This window comes from Hymenobacter terrenus (genome assembly GCF_000972495.1).
In the GTDB taxonomy this organism is placed as follows: domain Bacteria; phylum Bacteroidota; class Bacteroidia; order Cytophagales; family Hymenobacteraceae; genus Hymenobacter; species Hymenobacter terrenus.
In genome coordinates this window covers 1-793 of the sequence record NZ_LATM01000124.1, presented here as the reverse complement: position 1 = coordinate 793, position 793 = coordinate 1, and the positions used below count along the sequence as shown (strand labels likewise).

The window sequence follows — 793 nt, the reverse complement described above, 5'->3', positions numbered from 1 at the left end:
TCAAACCACGTCCCTACTCTGTCCGGCTTAGCTAGACCACCTCACTTCTTGCGGCACCCGCATGCCGCTGCCCACCGTTCGCGGCTTCATTCGTTTCACCCATTGTGTTGCGCCGGCCGAGGGAGCGCTTAATTTGCGGACCAAACCATTGCTCTCCCTGTACCCCGCATGAACCCTTTTCCGCGCCTTGAAACGGAACGGCTCATCTTATCTGAACTCCGTCCTGAAGATATTCCCGTCATCGTCGCTCATGCTTCCAATAAGCGCATTTCGGATTACACGCTGAACCTGCCTTACCCGTACTCGGACAAAGACGCGGTGTATTGGCTCAACCAGGCCAATCAGGGTTACAAAAGCGGGACCCATTACCTTTTCGGCATGCGCCTGAAGCCCGAGCAGCCGTTCATCGGCGGCATCGGGCTGACGGTGGAGCCGCGGTTTAGCCGGGCCGAAATTGGGTACTGGCTTGCCGAGCCGTACTGGGACCAGGGCTACACTACCGAGGCCACCAAGGCCATCATTGCCTTCGGGTTTGAGCAGCTCGGCCTCAACAAGCTCACGTCTTCCCACATCAGCCTCAATCCCGGCTCCGGGCGGGTGATGACCAAGGCCGGCTTGGTCAAAGAGGGCGAGCTGGCTGAGCACATCAGCAAGCAGGGCGTCTATTACGACCTGGTGGTGTACGGCCTAACGCGCACGCGCTACCAGCAGCTGTAGGGGTAGCACCATAGTTGGAACAGAAATTCCTGCTAAGGACATGTATTATATTTAATACTTGGGTAAGTACTTCTGA

At 56.9% G+C, this 793-nt stretch carries 1 protein-coding gene; it reads left to right on the top strand.

What is annotated here, in order from left to right; translation table 11 throughout:
* The first annotated feature begins 168 nt into the window (after positions 1–168).
* Entirely contained in the window at positions 169–717 is a 549-nt protein-coding gene (locus WX88_RS26780) for a GNAT family N-acetyltransferase (protein ID WP_046247501.1), read from the top strand.
* Positions 718–793: the final 76 nt, after the last annotated feature.

Coding starts and splice junctions, on each gene's coding strand:
- WX88_RS26780 (WP_046247501.1), top strand. CDS start 169: ATGAACCCTTTTCCGCGCCTTGAAACGGAACGGCTCATCTTATCTGAA.